The 17,596-nt window shown below is 55.2% G+C and carries 11 protein-coding genes; 4 read left to right on the top strand and 7 right to left on the bottom strand.

Annotated features, from left to right (window positions below; all coding sequences use genetic code 11):
• The first annotated feature begins 188 nt into the window (after positions 1 to 188).
• Positions 189 to 1,154 (top strand): hypothetical protein, encoded by a 966-nt coding sequence (locus ACZ5KU_RS27680; RefSeq protein WP_464736534.1) that lies wholly within the window; start codon positions 189 to 191, stop codon positions 1,152 to 1,154.
• Between the two features lie 132 nt (positions 1,155 to 1,286).
• On the opposite strand, the gene ACZ5KU_RS27675 is transcribed toward ACZ5KU_RS27680, so the two are convergent.
• From ACZ5KU_RS27675 to ACZ5KU_RS27650, 6 genes are all read right to left on the bottom strand, one after another.
• A complete protein-coding gene (locus ACZ5KU_RS27675) occupies positions 1,287 to 4,307 on the bottom strand; it encodes a type III restriction-modification system endonuclease (protein ID WP_464736533.1) in 3,021 nt (1,006 codons plus the stop codon).
• Positions 4,308 to 4,421: 114 nt separating this feature from the next.
• Positions 4,422 to 5,480: a type II toxin-antitoxin system antitoxin DNA ADP-ribosyl glycohydrolase DarG gene (gene darG / locus ACZ5KU_RS27670; protein WP_392483906.1), complete on the bottom strand. Its 1,059-nt coding sequence runs from the start codon at positions 5,478 to 5,480 to the stop codon at positions 4,422 to 4,424.
• A gap of 14 nt (positions 5,481 to 5,494) precedes the next feature.
• On the bottom strand, positions 5,495 to 6,133 hold the full coding sequence (gene darT, locus ACZ5KU_RS27665; protein WP_464736532.1) for a type II toxin-antitoxin system toxin DNA ADP-ribosyl transferase DarT: 639 nt from the start codon (positions 6,131 to 6,133) through the stop codon (positions 5,495 to 5,497).
• 1 nt (position 6,134) lies between these two features.
• Positions 6,135 to 8,057, bottom strand: coding sequence for a site-specific DNA-methyltransferase (locus tag ACZ5KU_RS27660; protein WP_464736531.1), 1,923 nt, complete (start codon positions 8,055 to 8,057; stop codon positions 6,135 to 6,137).
• Positions 8,058 to 8,193: 136 nt separating this feature from the next.
• Positions 8,194 to 8,946: a DUF4391 domain-containing protein gene (locus ACZ5KU_RS27655; RefSeq protein ID WP_464736530.1), complete on the bottom strand. Its 753-nt coding sequence runs from the start codon at positions 8,944 to 8,946 to the stop codon at positions 8,194 to 8,196.
• Positions 8,947 to 8,949: 3 nt separating this feature from the next.
• On the bottom strand, positions 8,950 to 12,138 hold the full coding sequence (locus tag ACZ5KU_RS27650; protein WP_464736529.1) for a helicase-related protein: 3,189 nt from the start codon (positions 12,136 to 12,138) through the stop codon (positions 8,950 to 8,952).
• Positions 12,139 to 12,441: 303 nt separating this feature from the next.
• On the opposite strand from ACZ5KU_RS27650, the gene ACZ5KU_RS27645 reads away from it, so the two are divergent.
• The 3 genes from ACZ5KU_RS27645 (at position 12,442) to qatC (ending at position 16,482) form a co-directional block, all read left to right on the top strand.
• A complete protein-coding gene (locus ACZ5KU_RS27645; protein WP_464736528.1) occupies positions 12,442 to 14,313 on the top strand; it encodes a KAP family P-loop NTPase fold protein in 1,872 nt (623 codons plus the stop codon).
• 262 nt (positions 14,314 to 14,575) lie between these two features.
• Entirely contained in the window at positions 14,576 to 15,217 is a 642-nt protein-coding gene (gene qatB / locus ACZ5KU_RS27640) for a Qat anti-phage system associated protein QatB (protein WP_464736527.1), read from the top strand.
• On the top strand, positions 15,214 to 16,482 hold the full coding sequence (gene qatC, locus ACZ5KU_RS27635; protein WP_464736526.1) for a Qat anti-phage system QueC-like protein QatC: 1,269 nt from the start codon (positions 15,214 to 15,216) through the stop codon (positions 16,480 to 16,482). Before qatB ends, qatC begins: the two co-directional genes overlap by 4 nt.
• Before the next feature lie 308 nt (positions 16,483 to 16,790).
• Here the strand turns inward: qatC and ACZ5KU_RS27630 are convergent, their stop codons facing one another.
• Positions 16,791 to 17,579, bottom strand: coding sequence for a hypothetical protein (locus ACZ5KU_RS27630; RefSeq protein ID WP_464736525.1), 789 nt, complete (start codon positions 17,577 to 17,579; stop codon positions 16,791 to 16,793).
• Positions 17,580 to 17,596: the final 17 nt, after the last annotated feature.

The raw sequence follows: 17,596 nt of genomic DNA, 5'->3' as shown, positions 1-17,596 counted from the left end.
CGCCGGGAGGGTTGGTAATGGGCTGGGCTGCTTCTAGTGATATAGCTATTAGCTATCAATGCCTAATAGTCCAATAGTCATTGACACTTATCCAGTACTACACCTACTGAACAGGTAGGGATAGGTGATCGGTTAAAAAACACACAACGCGTACCTGGTATGTATAACAACCAGCCAGGTACCCATCCATGACCAATCGCAGAACTTACACTCACCTTTCCCAGTCCAACATTGCTCTTCAGATTGAGCGACTTGTCCAAGTCATCGAAGATTCCGATTCACCGGCATTCCGCATCAAGCAAGCCCGCACAGGGTACGAGCGCGTCCAAGAGACCAAGCTCTCTCAGTATTTCGATCATATCCGGCAGATGGTTGACCTATTCGAAGGCCGTATCGAATACAGCTACAGTGAGCATCTGCAAGCGTTTAGGGCTGCATGTCAGGACATCGGGCTGGAGCGTCACCCTGATGGCCCTACCTGTCTGAATGAGGAGGGTACGGCCTACCTGGATCATCATCACAGCATGAACGTCTTGGTCGCCCGGATCCGTCAGTTGGTTCGTGAGCGGTGGTATCTCCGCAGGAAGCATGACCTCCGCCACCAGGCCAAGGAGCAGGAGATCCAAGTCTGCGACTACGCCGATGCCTTATGTGAGCTCTACTCGCGTATCACCGTCATCCGGGTCGACTTCCACTACCGTTCTGAGGCACAGGTCAGGCTGCGAGTCGAACATGTCTTCGATGACTTGGATGAACTGATCGCCAAGCACAAGCGCAATACGATCTTTGATCACCTCATCGGCCACATTTATTCAGTGGAGCAGGGTGATAGGAAGGATGGTGGGGGCTACCACATCCATGCTGCCTACTTCTTCAATGGCAACGAGGTGCAGGGTGATGTCTACAAGGCCATCCAGCTCGGCGAGTTGTGGGAGGACATCACGTATGGTCAGGGCTACATCTACAGCTGCAACCACGATAAGGAACAATACGAAAACGGGTGTGGTATCGGCCGCATTCTGAGGAGTGATCGAGCAATTCGGCCCCACGTGCATAAGGCCATGAAGTATCTCGTCAAAAATGCTCAGCATCTACGACTTAAGCCTAAGGGGGGGCGAAGCTTGCGTATAGGCCAACCGAGGAGATGCCGCTGAGTCGGACGTTTAGCCTCTGTACCGTCGTGCCTCGTTCTAGAGCTTAGGTGTGACATACCGGCTAGTGTTGTCGAGCTCCCCGCTAGCGGTTGGGCGGGATGTCGCCTACCCAACCGCTATGAGCCGATCTAGTTAATTCAGTACACCTGCTATGATATCGTCCACGCTACTCGCACGCCCGAAGTGCAGGCTGGCGGCATCGGCTGCAAGCATTTCGAAATGAGCGGCGCCGCAGTCGATTTTTGCTCGCTCGATAGGCCGCAGGTCATCATTGAACAAGCTAGCCTTGGTCTCTATTACGAAGTAGAGGCGCTCCGCACCATCTTGCTCTACCAATATTGCCCAGTCAGGGTTGTAGCTGCCAAGTGGGGTGGGGATACGGAACCAGCCCGGCAGCTTCGCGTAAACCTTCACAGCATCGTTATGCTCCAGCGCCTGGGCGAAGTTGCGTTCGACTGCTGAGTCGTAGACCACGTGCTCGTAGACGGATTTCTCGGTGTTGAGCAGCATGTTTTTCAGGTAGCCGGTCAGTTCCTGCTGCTCGAACAGCTCCTGAGCGTAGAAACTGTTGTGGTCCAGTTTCACGTACTTGATGCCGTGCACCAGCACTAGGCGCTTGCATCGGTTGATGATTTCGCCGGCCAGTTCAATAAATTGCTGGGGGTTGCGCTTGAAGTCGTCTAGGCGCTTACTTTCCGTGAGGATGCGTACCAGCGTCCGGCGGGTCAGCTGGGTGCGATCCTGGAGGTCGGTCAGAATGTCTGGCAGCTCGATATTGCTCTCGTCCAGGTTGACGGTATATGCGCCTTTCTTCTCGTTGGCTTCTACGCCTGACTTGCCGATGGCCAGATCTGCTTTGCGCCATTGAAGGCGAGGGCGGAATACAGCAGGGGCTTTCTGCAAGTTTTCGATGCAATCGGCGATCAGCTTTTCGTTATCAAAGTCAACGCGGTAGGTCGTCTGATGCTTGATCCGATCCCAAAGGGCTTTGAACTCTTCGCTCTGCAACACGGCCTGGCGGGTAGGGATGGCACGGCGCTCGTCTGCATTCTTGATCTCCAGGCGGCCGGAGACCTTCTTCAACTGTTCGATGATCTGCAACCGCTGAGCCTCGAATTCAAGCGGTAGGTGCAGCTGGCCATCTGTTAGTGCCTGTTTAAGCAAGTCTTGCACCTTGCCCTTGGCATCGATGTAATGCTGTGCTCGCAGGAAATCCCACAGTACCTTGGACTGCTCAAAACCAAGTGGCTTTGACTCGCCGTTAGCATCGGTGACTGCGACTGCTGCGAACTGGTGCTGCTCGACGATACCGAAGCGAATGCCAGTGTCTGCTTCAATCTCTTTCTGCAGGTTCTCGGCAAAGGCCTCGTAGTTCTCTGTGGCGATCACCGTAAGAGTGTTCACCTCAAAGCCACGCACTCGCTCGCCGTTCTGGTTGACGCACAGACGCAGGCCGCGGCCGATGGTTTGCCGGCGCTCGCGCTCGGATTGAATGTCACGCAGCGTGCAGATTTGGAAGACATTGGGATTATCCCAGCCTTCCTTGAGTGCTGAGTGGGAAAAGATGAACTTCAAGGGGGTACTGAAGCTGAGCAGCTTTTCCTTGTCCTTCATGATCAGGTTGTAGGCGCGCTCAGCGTTCTCTCGGTTGCCGGCGTTGTTCTCGGCGGTGTCAGACCAGCCACCCTTTTTGTCGATGGAGAAGTAGCCGTTATGCGCCTCTTCAGCGCTGTGGTTGAAGTCGACCTCGCTGAACAGGCTTTGGTAATCCGGATGCTTGGCAAGTCGCTTGTATTCTTCTTCGAAAATTGTGGCGTACACTCCTTTTACCGGATTGCCGTCAGCATCGTACTGGCGATAGCGCTCGACCGTGTCGATGAAGAACAGCGACAGCACTTTTATCCCCATGGGGCGGAAGCGTTTTTCCTTATCCAGGTGCTCCTTGATCGTGCGGCGGATCATTTCGCGCTGAATCGCTAACGGCTCCATGCCGCCGTGGATTTCACCAATGCGCAGATATTTCTCGCCACCTGGGTAGCGCAGCTCGACAAACTCTTCGTCCTTGGCGGTGTTGATTTCGCCAATACGGAAGTCTTTGTAAATGGCACGCTTGGTGGTCTGCTCCAGATCATCGCCGTCGTACACAGTCGCTTCTTGAGTCGCCACACCACCGGAGGCTGTAGCAACATCTAGCTCGACTTTGGCTGAAATTGTGCCGCGCTTGTTGCTTACCGCCACCAGTCGAACACGCGGCTTGTTGTGGGCGTCCTCAATCGTTGCCGAGGCCACCTCGATCTGCTTCACCAGGCGGCGCTCATAGGCGTCGACCGCATCCAGGCGGTAGACCATGTGATGCTTGTCCACATGGGTTGCGGAATAGCGCAGGGTACACAGTGGGTTCATCGCATCCAGCGCGCTTTTGCCAGCTCCTTTTAGGCCGCCATCGACGCTCTGCGGTTCGTCGACAATCAGAATCGGGCGGGTAGCCTTGATCAGGTCGATGGGCTTCTCACCGCCGGTCTTTTCGCTGTCCTTGTAGAGGTTGTTGACGTCCTTTTTGTTGATCGCACCTACGGTGACCACCATGATCTGGATGGTCGAGCTGGTGGCAAAGTTGCGCACCTCTCCGAGCTTGTTCGAGTCGTATAGGAAGTAGCCGTAAGGCGCGCCGGCATAGAGCCCCTTGAAGTGCTCCTCGGTGATTTGTAACGACTTATAGACGCCTTCCTTGATCGCCACCGAAGGCACCACGATGACGAACTTGGTAAAACCGTAGCGTTTATTCAGTTCAAAGATCGTGCGCAGGTAGACATAGGTTTTGCCTGTGCCGGTTTCCATCTCAACGGTGAAGTCGCCAGAGGTGAGCAAACCCGAAGGAGGTAGGCCGCCACTAAGCTGGATGTCGCTGAGGTTTTTGTGCAGTTCGTCGTCGAGCAGCGTCAGGCGGTTGCCGATACCCAGGTCGGATTCGGCGATGCCTAGGGCATACTGCTGAGGGGAAGTTCCTTGCGAGAAATCGTTGTCTGTGGGCGAGGGAGCCTTCATGGTAACCGTGAACTCGGTACGACACGCCTCTTGGCCACGGAATAGATCGCATACCGCTTCGATGGCCCGTAATTGGTAGTCGAGATCCGGCTCGAAGTGCAGTTTCATGTTCAATCCATTTTCAAACTCGCCATCAGGCAGGGGCGAGATATTTAGTCATTTAGCTCATGGACTCCCCATGCCTCGCAGCGGCATGGGGAGTCGAGTCAGGTTCATGAGAAGTCAGGCGCTTAGTGCTATCGGCTCGATCCAGCCTTTGTTCGTCAGCACATCGAGGGCTATGCCGATTTGGCGCGGAGTGAACTGCTTTTTGCGAGAGTTCCAGGCGTAGGTGCGGGTGATCACCTCATCGACGCTGGTTACGGGTTCCCCGTTCTTGACGATCCAATGCACTGTCGCCAGCAGCTCCAGACCGAAGGGCGTCTCGAAGCCCGCCACCAGCTCGCCGACTCGGTCGAATCGGGCTCGTGTCTCGGCATTGACAGCCAGGAAGGCATTAGCTTCATCGACTGCCCCAGGCACCAGCGTCATCGGCTTTTCTGGGGCATCCCCACCGTCGGCATAACCCGCGACCAGATGACCTTCAATGGCGCGCAATACGTGACGAAGATTCTCGGCGTAGGGGCCGTAGGCGGCTTGCACGTACTTGAGGCGTAATGGCTCGCCTGCGGCCTGCATGAAGTACATCAGCTTATGTACCTCCAGCAGGCTGATCGTTGGATCTAGCAGGCCTCGGACATAACGGTTCATCAGTTCCACCAGTGCGGCGCGTCCAGCGGTCATGCTTGGCACTTCGCGGCTGTGGTGCATGGTGTCTGTAGCGGGAGCGCCCTTGGGTTCGTAAACGCGTACGTGTACATCCGGCAGATCGGCCATGGCTGCCTCGATACGGGGGCGCACCTCAGCCCAATCCAATCCCCCCAAACCGCTGCCCAACGGTGGGATGGCGATGGAGCGGATACCACGGTTGTGAATCTCGGCCACCAGCGCGCTGAGCCCCGCTTCTATGTCCTGTAGGCGGCTCTTGCCGCGCCAGTGACGCTTGGTGGGGAAGTTGATGATGTAACGCGGCGACGTGAGCTGGTCGGTGTAGAACACGAACATTCGGCCAGGCTGCACCTCTTCGCGCTTGCACGCAGCCTCGTAAGCCTTGAAGTTTTCCGGCCACATGTTCTTGAACTGTAAGGCGATGCCACGGCCCATCACACCGACACAGTTCACGGTGTTAATGATGGCTTCGGAGTCATCCCGCAGGATGTCGCCGCTAGTAAATTCGATCATGACAGGGTCTTCACTCAGTAATACCACTCTGGGCGTAGCTCGACCGTTGGTCTGTGCCCTTGTGCAGGCAACACATTCGCTACCTGCGTATAAATTTGCCGGGACTGTACACCGATGCGCTCGACTAGGTGCCAGGGGAAGCTGTATTCGAGCAGAAACTCGGCTTGCTTACCTTCCTTGCGCTGACGCCAGTCGCGGGCTTGCACGGCGTTCCAGTCAATCTCATTGAGCCGGGTCAGATCCGCTCTGTCTTCAAAGTAGTAGGCCCCAGCATTGGATAGCGTGAACGCCCAGCGTCTGGCTTGGGCGTTAGCCCACTGTACAGCGGCGTGCAGGTCCGCTTCCAAATGCACGATAGGCCCTTGCCCACCCCTGTACGCTAGCTCTTGGCTTTGCCGGTAGATCAGAAAAAGCATCACTGAGCGGGGGCAGAAGTAGAACGGCACGCATTCACCCACATGCAGTGTGGGATGACTGGCCAATCTTAGTTCTTCAAGACGGCGCTGCTTGATGTGGTTCATGCCTATGACCGTACCCGGCAGCGCCTGATTCAACAGTACTGCATCGGACAGCAAGCCAGCGCTGGCGATGATGGACGGCAGACGGTCCACGTGGCAGATGTGGTAAATCTTGGGCTGCGCGGGCACGGCCATTTTACAAGCTCCGTACGTTCTTGATACCGGCCTGGTTGAGGATGGCGGCAAGGTTGGTTTTGGCTATGTCATTGGCAAAGGCGCTGTCGCGGAACACGCAGGTGCTGTCGCTTGCAGGAGCTAGCGCCTTGTGCCAGGCAACTATGCCTTGAGCGAGCTCCTCCACCTGATCGCGAGTGATCTGTTCAGTCAGGCATGCCAATAGTACGCCACCGCCGATGCTGTACACCGTTTCTTCTGCAATCTGCTGCTGCTCAATGGGGACGCACAGGTCTAGACCGAGCTTAAGCAGCAGTTCGTAAAGAATGTCGTACTCGCTCCGGCCTTCAATAAGGTGCTCTTGATGAGCCAGAAGATCGGCCGTCAGGTCTTCTGGGGTTGGATTCCATGCTCGGATATTTGATGTGTCCAGCTTGAAATTGCGGAATCCCGTATCACCAGAAAACATGGGGTTATCGGCTTTGATCTTATTCGCTGCGCGACGTAGCCGTTCTTTTGTTAATTCTGCAATGTTTTGTTTTACTCCGAGAGTATTGCAGAGCGCCGCGGCAGCCTTTTGATCTTTATGTTCAGGGTCTAGGGCTTCTGGAAGCTGTACAAGAATATAGCGGCGATTCCCGCCGTCAATGGAGTTCTGTGCCAACACCGCATGGCCAGTGGTTCCGGAACCGCCAAAAAAATCTAAAATAATTTCGTCGCCAGATGATGCAAGTGCACATATTTTGCGAAGCAATTTTTCAGGTTTTGGAGTTTGGAAACAAGCTTCTCCATCGAAAAGCTGTTTCAGCTCCAGGCTTGCCTCCTTGTTTGTGCCAAATTCGTTATGATTCCACCATGTGCTTGGTGTTAAACCATCTGCGACTTCCGATAAGAATTTTTTCAACATTGGACGGCCCTCTCCGGACATTCCAAATGTTATCCTGTTATCTGCAAGCCAAGTTTCATACTGTTGTTGGTTGCATCGCCAGTATCTTCCCGGTGGTGGAAGGAATTCTTGGCTTGTAGGTCCCGTTATCTTGAACTGTCCGGCTGCATAGAATTTTCCAGCAGATAAGTTCTCAGCTTTCCAAGGGCCGCGTGGATCATTATCTGGGTTCTTGAATTTTGCTATCTGGTCTTCTGTGCGGTCAAATCGTCCCAGGGCTGCAAAGTCACAATCTTTGGCAAAAATAAAAATATGGTCATGCGTATTTGACATGAACTGAGCGGTCATATTTGCTGTGTAGGCTTTCTCCCACACGGCATTGCCAATAAAGTTCTCTTCCCCAAATACTTCTGACATTATTAGCTTTAGATTTCCGGCCTCGGTATCATCAATGCTTACAAAGATCAGTCCGTCGTCTCTAAGCAAATTTCTGGCAAGCTTTAATCGTGGGTAAAGCATGTTCATCCAGTCAGTATGGAAACGACCGCTGGACTCTGTATTGCTGCTTATTCTTGCTCCGCCATCAATTTGCCCAGTCAGCTCGAGATAGTTCTTGATGCTATCTTGAAAGTTGTCTGGGTATACGAAATCTTGGCCGGTGTTATAGGGCGGATCGATATAGATCAGCTTTACCTTGCCCGCATAGCTTTTTTGCAGCAATTTGAGTACTTCGAGGTTATCACCCTCGATCATCAGGTTTTGTGTGGTGTCCCAATCCATGCTTTCATCGGGGCAGGGAAGTAGCGTACCCGTGCTAGGCGTGAGCGCGAGTTGGCGCGCGGCGCGCTTGCCGTGCCAGTTCAAGCCGTACTTTTCGTCGGTGTCCGTTACGGTTGCCTCGCCGATTAGCTGTCTGAGTACGTCCTGGTTAATGGCTACGCCGTTGGGGCCTTCGGTGATCAGCTCAGGGAACAGGGTTTTGAGCTTCGCTATGTTTCCGGCCTTGAGGTCGGCGCTTTGCGCTTCCGGCGACTGTGCGTCGATTTTTTGCAGGTTCATTCGTTCTTTCCTTCACTATCTGCCTGCAGATAGTGGTTTGCAGGCATGGTGTAATGCTGGCTGGCATGGTATTTCATTTCGCCAACCTTTTAACGGTTATTGGCCAGGGGGCTGCTGTTTGCAGCAGGCCATCCGTCTAAAGTTTTGCTTGGGCTTCGTCGAGGGCCTTTTGCAACTGCTTCAGGTGCAAGTTCAGCTCCACCTGGCGAGCAATTTGCTGAGCCTTTTGAGCCAGGGTACGTACTGCGCTGATCTGCGCTTGTAGCTCGATACAGGCTTGCAAGGTTTGGTGCCTTGCAGCGGCATCTGTCGGACTGCTGGCCATGCGAAAGCTGCCGGTAAGATAAGCTGCCTGCATTGCCAGCAGGGTATCTATCCAACCCTGATAGAACGCGTAGAGGTTGCTGCGCGGTTGTCGCTCCAAGCTTACTGCAGCCAGAAAGTCTGCCTTAACCTGAGGGGTAGCCCGCAACGCGACAGTGGCGATATCTCCATCGAGCACGATTTTACCGGCTTCGTTCTGTGCCCAGCGTTTGTGACAGACGGAAAGCTGTAACGAGTCTGGAGTGCTGACCAGCACTAGTGCCGGGTGCGGTACAGCACGGTGCAGCAGTTCAATCAGCCTGGCCGGCCGTGCGGATTGGCGTAGGTTGAGGTGCAGCACAGCTGTCTCCACATACTCACGCTGAGCGTCACGGTAAACGGGAACTCCGCAATTGCCTGGCTTAAGTGCGGCTACCCACTGAACCTCTTCGACGCCGTCATTGATCTGCTGGCGATCCGAGGTTGTGGGGGCAAGATTCTCAATCAACAGCTTCTTGGCCACACGTTGGTTGACTCGCGTCTGTTCCGGTAGCTGCAGGGCTGCAATGATGTCCTCGGCAACCACGGCTTACTCCTGCGACAAAACGACCATAAAGGCGATTACCTCGAAGTCGTTGCTGCCGGCGAACTCGCCCTTCATCGCATGACTACCGGCTGGATTGAATAGGCTGGCAATGGCGCGCTCTTCGCTTTTGCCGGCTACAGATGACACGGCTGCCGCCAGCAGGCTTTGTGCATAGCGCATGTCTTCGCCCTGTTTGGTTACCTCGTCGAATCGACTGCCAGCGCTGGCATCAGGTAGCTCACGGCCGAGGGCCAGACGCTTAAGCCGATCCAGAATGCGTTTGGCCTGGGTGAAGGGCAGTAGCACTGTGTCATCTTCGGCCACATGGATGAGATAGTGGGGGGCGAGTGGATAGCCATCGCTGATCTTGTCCGCCGCTTCCCCCTCTGCGCGTAGGCAAAAAATAATGCCAGGCGGTATGTCCTCATCGCGAGTTGTAGTAATGGCACAGGCTCCCAGTGGCATGTTCTCCAACACGCCGGGATGGGTCTTTAGGTACTGGGCCAGATCTATGCGGAAGTCGGTGAGGGTGAGGTCAGTGATCGAAACGCCACTGGATAGGTCTTCCAGATCAATAACGGCATCCTGCAGCTTGAGTAGTTGCTTGCGGCGGTATTCCAGATCATTCATCGCATTGCCGGACTGCGCTTCGATCAGGTTCTCTTCCCCGGTAGCCGACACGTCTAGTAGAACCATGCGGCCGCTGACGCGTTGCTCCAGATTGATGTATTCCTCCAGCTGCATGTTGGGCCAGAAGTTGACTAGCTGGATGTGCTGGTTGGGCGAGCCTATGCGGTCGATACGACCAAAGCGCTGGATGATTCGCACCGGGTTCCAGTGGATGTCATAGTTGATCAGCCAGTCGCAGTCCTGCAGGTTTTGGCCTTCGGAAATGCAGTCGGTGGCAATCAACAGATCCAGCTCGCCTTCCTCGGCCAAGTCGGTAGGGCGCTCTTTCGAGCGTGGGGAGAAGGTAGTCAGTATGGATGCCAGATCGGTACGCAGGCCAGGAATCGTGGTTTGGTTGCGGCCGGAGCCGGTGACCAAGGCAGTTTGCAGGCCCAAGGTTTCGCTGGCCCATGAGGCAAGTTGGTCATACAGGTAGCGAGCCGTATCGGCAAAAGCGGTGAAGATGATGACCTTGCGATTGCCTGGATTGATCGGGTTTTGGCACTTGTTAGCGAGCAAGTTGCGGAGCTCCGCCAGTTTGGCGTCGCGCTGGGGTTGTACTTGTTGTGCCGCCGATAGGAGCGTGGCCAGGCGATTGCGATCTTCCAGCAGATCTTGCTTCCAGCGTACCAGGTCAACGTCACTCAGCAGCACCTTGACCTTGCGTCCGACCAACAGTGCTTCAAACGCCGGATCGTCGATGTCGACATCGGTGATATCGATCTCTTCAATTTCGTGAGCGTACTGCTCGATACGTTCGAGTGTGCGTTCGACATCCTTGAGCTGCCGTTCGAGGGTCAGTGCAAATGAAGACACCGCGCTTTCCATGCGCTTGAGGACGTTGATGCGCAGCAGGTGGATCAGGCTTTCTTCACGATCAGCCTGGCGGAAGAAGCTCTCGCCACCACGAATCTCCGTGCTGTATTTAGCGTCATATGCCGCTTGCTTGTGCTGCATGACGTAACGCAAGGGCGCATAGCTGGCGAGGTTGAGCCGGCGAATCTCTTGGTTGATTTCACGGATGGCGCGGAACTGCCCAGCTGCATCGACGTCCGCCTTGATGTTGATCGGGGGCAGGCGAGTGGGGAAACGACCCGTTTCGGTGGTGCCGTAGTACTTCTCGATATGCCTGCGTGAGCGGGCGATGGTTAGTAGGTCGAGCAGGGTGAAGTAGTCGAAGCCGAGCATTTCGACCAGGCGCTCTGGCGTCTTTTCACGCTCATCCAGGTCCAGCCAGCGATTGAATTGTAGCTGGGCTTTGCGGGTAGTGGCTTCGATGCTGCTGATGCCGTATTCAAACAGGGCGTTGTCATCGCCCTCGGTCACGAAAGCGATCTGGTTACGCAGATCAGCCAGGCGGTTATTGACTGGCGTGGCTGAGAGCATAAGGACGCGGGTTTTCACGCCTTCGCGGATGATTCTGCGCATGAGTCGGTCGTAGCGCGTTTCCTGGCCTTGGCGTGGCGCTTTCTTGTTGCGGAAGTTATGCGATTCGTCGATTACGACCAAATCATAGTTGCCCCAGTTGATATGGGATAGGTCGAGGTCGCCGGATAGCCCGGCCTCCCGCGATAGGTCGGTGTGGTTGAGGACGTCGTAGTTGAAACGATCTGACGCCAAAACGTTGCGCCGGTCGTTTGCCTTGTAGAGCGTCCAGTTGTCACGCAAGCGCTTCGGGCACAGCACCAGCACACGGTCGTTGCGCAGTTCGTGATATTTGATGACGGCGAGTGCTTCGAAGGTTTTTCCCAGGCCAACGCTGTCAGCGATGATGCAGCCGCCAAAGCGGTTGAGCTTGTCGATTGCACCCACAACGCCATCGCGTTGGAATTTGAAGAGCTTGTTCCAAACCACCGTGTTGCGTATGCCAGTGGCAGATTTCACCACGCGTTCTTCATCCAGCCCATCGTCCCTCTCTTTGAAGAGCTGATGGAGAACCAGGTTGTACAGCGTGGCCGGCGAGCGCTGTTCGGCAATCTCGCGCAGGACGTTCAGCAGTTCAGTTTTGTCACTGGGGCGAGTATTCAGGGTTTGCCATTGGTTATCGAACCAAGGCGCAAACATCGCCGCCTCCTGAGGAGATTCGCTGGCCTGAATCAGGCTCATCGGGTTGCCGGGCGTTATGCCGAGGCCGTCGGTGGTCAGTGCAAAGGAGCCCATGACGACCTGATCGGGCGTGCCGGTGGCATCTCTCAGTAAACCGATACCTTGAGGAATAACTGAATTGGCGCGTTTCAGCTCGACCTTGGCATTCAGCCATTGGTGGCAGCGCCGAGCGAGGCTGCGTGCAGTGAGACGATTACGTGCAGCTCGGTCTGCTTCTCCGCCAAGCAGTTCCAGACTCTCGCTGTCGGACGGCAGAATCAACTGAACTTTGCGTAGCTGAGCAAAGGCTTTGGCCAGTTCAGAGAATGCAAATAAGGAGAGCGCTGGGGAGGCACAGGCTAGTTGGTGATCCACATTCATTCGCTCGTTGAGCAAATCGATCACTCGGTCTTGGCCAGCGTTCTGAATCAACCTCATTGCATGTTCCCTTGCGCAGTGGCACACATTTGTCAGGCATCATAAACGTGTTTACATATGTGGCGGAATGCCTGTGTGGCCCTGCGCCAGCAAGCGGCTGGCGCTTGTATTCCTGTGAAAGGCGATCAGTAAGCGGCCAGCAAACACACTGTAACCGCCCAGACTGACCGCCGTTTCCGCCCATACCAGCAGCGTCATGTCGCCTAAATAGAGCGGATGGCCAGTTGCCTCTATCTACATCAGATCAGCTACTATGGCTGCCTTGCCACGGCTACATGCTGACAGCGGCCAAGGAGGGACATGATGTGGGTCGATAACGAAACAGACACGGACTTCCTCAATTTCTCTGGGGTTGCCGACACCGTCGCAGAGATCGTGTACCAGGCCAATGGACGTCCGATTTCCATCGGGGTTTCAGGTGCGTGGGGAGCGGGCAAGTCCTCCATGATCAAGCTAATTCAGGCGTCGCTACGTAATCCTCCGGAACCGGGGAAAAAGCCTGAGAAAGACTTCGTCTTTGTCGAGTTCAATGCCTGGCTGTACCAAGGGTATGACGATGCGCGCGCTGCACTGATGGATGTCATCGCTTCCCGACTGCAGGAAGAGGCCGAGGCGCGACAAACGGCACTCGATAAGGTTTCCGAGCTGGCTGAGCGCGTGAATTGGCTGCGTGTAGCCAAGCTTATGGGTGGTGCGGCGGTGTCTTTTGCAGCCGGTGTGCCCGCACCTGGTCTCATCGGTGATATGTGGGGCTTGGCCAAGCAATGGTGGTCTGGTGAGGTCGATCAGGCGATGATCGGCGAGACCCATGATAAGGCCGAGAAAGCGGCGGATGAGGCCAAGAAACTCATCAGGGAAAAACCCAAAAAAACCTCTCCGCCTAAGGAAATTCAGGCGCTTCGAGATAATTTTGAATCGGTCTTGGACGAGCTTGGTGTCACATTGGTCGTTCTGATCGACGACCTGGATCGTTGCTTGCCCGAAACGACAATCTCGACCCTCGAGGCAATCAGGCTTTTCCTGTTCTTGCGCAATACGGCCTTTGTCATCGCTGCGGATAACGAAATGATCAAGCATGCGGTGCGCCGGCATTTCAGCGGGGTACCGGACGATATCCTGGTCACCAGCTATTTCGACAAGCTGATCCAGGTTCCGATCCGGGTGCCGCCTTTGGGGACGCAGGAAGTGCGGGCGTACATGATGATGCTGTTCACAGAGAACAGCGGCCTGCCCAAAGAAGATATCGAGTCAATTCGTGTCAGCGTTCGCGATCAGCTTCGGACAACCTGGCAGGGTGGCCGAGTGGACAGGGCCTTCATGCAGTCCCTGTCCAACAAATACCCCGAGGAGCTGATCGGTAAATTCGACACGGCAGAGCGACTTGCAGCAGTGATGACCTCAGCGTCGGGCATTCACGGCAATCCCCGGCTCATCAAGCGGTTTCTAAACGCTCTGGCGATCCGGATGAGTATCTCTCGTGCCCATGGTGTGGGTGTGGATGAGGCAGCATTGGTCAAATTAATGTTGTTCGAGCGCAGCGGGAATCCCAAGGCCTTTGAAGAGCTGATGAAGGCGGTTGCGGCTGATAAGCATGGCAAGCCCGCGATGCTCACCGACTGGGAAGCTGATGTGAAGCAGGGCAAGGACTTTTCTTTGCCGCAGCCCTGGGATCACCCCTTCGTGAAAGAGTGGCTTGCCCTGCCCCCTGCACTGGCGGACAAGGATTTGCGCGGCGCCATTTACGTCAGTCGCGAACATGCGCCGATTATCACGGACGAAGATCGACTTTCATCGACCGCCGCCGAGTTGCTTACTGCGTTGCTCGACTCGCCCGATATGGCGGCTCAGCTCAAGGATCGCCTTGGGCACATTGCTCCCATCGAGATCAGTGTGATCATGGATCGGCTCCTCGACAAAGCAGGTAGCGAGCAAGAGTGGGGAGTGCCACCTGTACTGGATGCGATGCTGGTCATCGCCGGTATTGATGGGTTGCAGGGCCCACGCCTCGCGGCATTTTTGAAAGAGCGTCCGCCCGCGCAGATCCAGGCGGGAATTGTGCCGAAGCTGAAAGACGAAGCATGGGCGAGGTCTGTATTCGATTACTGGCTGAACCTTGATGCCAGTGCCCCTGTTAAAGCTGCAATAAGGAAGTTGAATGGGAACGTCCCAAAATAGCGACGGGCCAGGCAAAGGGGTGCCGATGGTGCCCCCGTGGACGCCGCCGCTGCCGCCAATGCCTCCACCACCTGTCCCACCTCTGCCGCCAGAGCCACAGGATCTGCCAGACCCTGAGCTGCCTGATCCCGGAGAGGATCAGACTGATCAAGATGATCATCAACCAGATGATTCTCCGGAGGATGACAACGACTCGAGGACAGCTCCGGAGTCGCCGCCACCACTCGCGCCACCAGGCCGTTTTGGCGGGGCGCGTCGAGGGTTGGGTGACTATGCCAGGAACGGTGACCGCAGCGGTCTCCAGAGGAGTTTGAAGCACTATGTCAAGCATGGGTATGGAGGAGCCAAGACCACCACTGCACGATTTGGCGGCACAGCGGCAGTTGCTGGGATACTCGGCAGTACCCTGCAGTCGGTGGCTGATGGCGCCAGCCAGGCAAGTCCGAACCCCATTGATCCCGTTCTATTAAACGGTCGGTCGGCATCGGAAGTGATGGATGCGCTCGTCGAGGCTGTACGCCCTGTCGATGGCACTCAGGATGCGGAGGCTGAGCGAGCTTCAATCCGTGGTTCTTTATCCGATGTCCTTGTGAAGTACCCAAATGCCGATTTGTTGAATCTGTCTCCTGAGGAGCGGGCTTACGCAATTGAGCGCTTCACCGCGATGGATGTGTTTCATCGCTACGAGCTTGATCTGGGGAAAACGATCCAGGAGAAAGCCTCGTCGGCTTTGGTTGCGGTACGGCGTCTGAAAGAGATCAAGGAGTACATCAAGGAGTGTGTATCGGCGTCTTTTCGTACAATCGCAGCCAATGGAGCCCGGTTGACGACGGGGCGGATTTCTCAAGTCGTGACCCAGGCGCTACAGGAGACCTTTGAGGTTTTTGAGGGGTATGTCGAATGAAGTTCATTTGTGGCCCTGCGGGCTTCCAGGTGCGAGCTGTTGACCAGGCGATGCAGGTGGTGATCTATGGCCAGGCGGAAAAGGGGCAGGTCAGTGTTGGAGGCTATGCCCGGCATCTGCTTGAGAAGGCTCACTTGGAAATCTCACTTCAGGCGTGGGATTTTCTGAGCATTGCTCTTTCCGTCGTTGCGGCGGACTTCACAGATCTGCGCGCCAGAAGCGCGGATGGATGGACGCGTACGCTCGAGCTTCACATTGCTGTTCAGGATCCAGCGTTCTGGAATGCTCAGTCACGAGCACTGGAAGCTGCGTTGGGCTTTTTGACGACTGACGTGTGGACGTTCGTCTTCTATTCAGGTGGGTATGGGCCACCTGCTCAGTTGCAGGCATTGCATCCCCGAGAAGACTCGGTCACCCTGCTTTCTGGAGGGATGGATAGTTTGATCGGAGCCATCGATCTGATCGCTCAAGGGGAGAGGCCATATGCCGTCAGTCAAATTGTCCGGGGTGATGGTGAGAAGCAGGACGCGTTCGCTCAAAGTCTTGGGTTGTCTAGGATTGGCCTCAATCACGTCGCCAAGTCTCCGGGGGCTCAAGAGCCCTCCCAGCGGGCACGATCCATCGTTTTTCTGGCATTTGGCTTAGCCGTTGCGACGTCCCTTGATCGCTATCATCAGGGTGATCGCGTACCTCTCTACATCTGTGAGAATGGTTTCATTGCCATAAACCCACCATTGACGGTGACTCGGCTCGGTAGCTTGAGTACCCGAACTGCGCACCCAGAGTACCTCGGTCGATTGCAGCAGATTTTCGATGCTGCCGATATCAACGTTCAGATTCAGAACCCCTACGCGCTGATGACAAAAGGCGAGATGTTGGCGGGGTGCCTAAATCAGGATCTACTCAAACTGCATGCTGTGACATCTACCAGTTGCGGGCGTTTTCAGCGTTTTGGATACAAACATTGCGGGCGATGTGTTCCGTGCCAGGTCAGAAGAGCGTCCTTCAAACGATGGGGGGCGCTGCAAGACAGCACGCCATACGTCTACGGCGACCTGAGCATCAGTAGCCCTCAGTATGGGCGCTTCGAAGACGTTCGTTCTGTGGGGATGGCGGTGGCGAGCGTTGCGCAGGACGGTTTCGATCAGTGGCTAGGACACAGCCTTTTTTCGCCGTTCATTACTGACAGGGTTGGGTATCGGCGAATGCTTGCCCAGGGCCTTGATGAGCTGGCGAAGTTGCACGCGTTCTATGGGCTTGCCTGAATGAAGCGGCACAGACCGTGCTGCATTCACTCATCCGGGCTCAGGTGAACTCTCAGAAACTCGATGAATTTCTGCGTCTTTGCGGGCGACAACGTCGTCTCATTTTCTAGCCGAACAATGTAGGCAATGTCCGCGATGGGGGGAAGCCGCTGTTTACGGTTGGTCGTAATCGACCCAGAGGCGACCTACTCTGTTTCGGGATGGGCAAAAAATAAATGTTGAAGTCAAGTCGATAAGGGGCGAGTGCCCCTTATTGTCAGGATTGCCATGCGACTGTTCGTTAACTGTCCCAACAGCACTCAGGATTGTTATTGTAACAAATAGCCCATCGGCTGATCATTTTTGTCGAAGCAGAGGATGGCTTCACAGTGGCCGCCTAGCTGGTCGGCATTCGACTCGCTGATGTCCGGTAACCATTTACCCAATTCCGCAACTGGCACCTTCTTGTTGTTGATATAGCAATCGTCATCCATGCGTGGATTGCACCATGCGGTTTTGACCTCAGGCCATTCGGACTGGGAAGCAGAAGGACTCTTTGTCGCAGCTGATACAGCCCCGCCTTTATCCTGATTCCACGCAGCCCAACCACCGATGTACCGCTTGTCGAAGGTCGAAACCAACTCATTATCCGGGACGCCTGCATCTAAGTAGAACTTCATAAGCAGGCTGCCCGCTTCCGCGTATGACACCTGATGGGTTGCGTTGGTGCGGTATGCGACCGGCTTGCCATCAGTGCTACTGCCTATGCGATACCAGATCGAGAGTTGGAACGGTATGTCCTCCCTCCAGTTACCTACCTCTGCACCTTGGGTTCGACAATTGCCACGTTGACACAGGCCATTCACTTTGTTGGTGATACGGATGTTCTGTTGGCGTTGAGCATCCCAGACGTCAACGTACCGCGTGCTGGTTAGCCAAGTACAGAACAGCATGGGTTGACCCGTATGAGCCGATCTGGTGACACAGGGGATGGCGTCGGGTAGACCGCGCGGTGACGTCTCATCGGGAAAGAAAGCCGCAGTACCTTGGTATGCGGAAATTTCAGCGTTTGCCTGAGCACAGGACGCAAGAAGAAGGATGCCAAAGATACGTTTCATGGTTTATTTCTGACTAT

Source organism: Pseudomonas sp. Tof1, assembly GCF_055390395.1.
Note: the sequence above shows the minus strand (reverse complement) of the source record. Positions and strands in the feature narration are given on the sequence as shown.